Raw genomic sequence first — 1,357 nt, 5'->3', positions numbered from 1 at the left:
GCTCGCCGCGCTCGGCCTCGCCACACCGGCCCAGGCACAATATCAGGCTGGCGGCGGTTCGGCGACCGGCGGCAACGCCGTCGCCATCGGTAACGGCGCCGCGACGAATGGCAACAACAGCGTGGCGTTGGGCAGTTCCAACAGTGCAACGGGCGACGGCACGATCGCCATCGGCTATGCGATGGGTGTCAATGGCCTCAATTCCATAGGCATAGGTGTCTTCGCAGGCGCAACCGGCGTCAATGCCCTCGCCGTGGGCGGGAACGCCAATGCCAACGGGGACGCAGCAAGCGCTATTGGCGTTAATTCGGTTGCAACCACAAGCGCGGCCGCCTTTGGCAATAATGCGCGTGCCGACGGAGTCAACTCGACGGCCATCGGCTCTGTTACCCGGGCGACCGGGCTGCGCGCCACGGCGCTCGGGTTCGGGGCAACGGCATCCGGCGTGGATTCGATTGCCCAAGGTAACAGCGCCGTAGCAAGCAACCAGAATGCCGTCGCCATCGGATTCCAGTCGACTGCTACGGCGATAAACTCCGTCTATCTCGGCTCACGTACCGCGGCCGGAACGGGAGCGCTGGCCCAAGGCGCGGTCGGCATCGGCACAGATGTGACAGCATCCCAGGTCGATGCCATTGCGATGGGACGTTCGTCCGTTTCGTCGGCGCAATATGCGGTCGCCATTGGCCTGAATGCGAAGGCTACAGGAGCGGGTGGCGCGATGGCGTTGGGCCAAGGCACGATCTCGAGCGGTGTCAATTCCGTTGCACTCGGCGTTCAGGCTAATGCCACTGGAGCCGGCTCCAACGCCTTGGGCACGTTGTCCGTCGCTTCGGGAGGGAATGCCACTGCTCTAGGCACAAGTTCCACGGCCAGCAACAACTATGCGACAGCCGCAGGCTGGGGATCTGTCGCCAGTGGTACCAATTCGTTTGCTGGGGGGCAGAGAGCCGCTGCGTCGGGAGCAAGCTCCACGGCGCTGGGCACTACCTCGAATGCTTCGGGCGACTTTGCTCTTGCATTGGGCAATGGTGCTGTGTCGAGTGGAACCGGCTCGGTCGCGACGGGTTCTGGAGCCCAGGCTACGGCCGTCGCCACTGTGGCGATCGGCAACAACGCTGCCGCCACCGCCCAGAATGCCATCGCCGCCGGAACTGGCGCGGTCGCCAATTCCGCCGACGCGGTTGCCATCGGCACGGCCGCGACGGCCACCGGCGGCAAGGCTGTCGCCATCGGCGCCGGCAACACAGCCTTTGGCAACGGCGCGGTCTCCATCGGCGATCCGAGCTATGCCAGCGGCACCGGCGCCTTCACCGGCGGCGCCAACAACATCGCCAACAGCGACGGCACGGCAACC

At 65.6% G+C, this 1,357-nt stretch carries 1 pseudogene; it reads left to right on the top strand.

Features of this window, described 5'->3' with window-relative positions:
• Positions 1-1,357, top strand: a pseudogene (locus X726_RS0137160) (calcium-binding protein); the annotation flags it as partial.

It is taken from the genome of Mesorhizobium sp. LSJC285A00, from assembly GCF_000503155.1.
Lineage (GTDB): Bacteria > Pseudomonadota > Alphaproteobacteria > Rhizobiales > Rhizobiaceae > Mesorhizobium.
The sequence above is the reverse complement of the archived record's forward strand: the minus strand, read 5'-3'. Positions and strand labels throughout refer to the sequence as shown.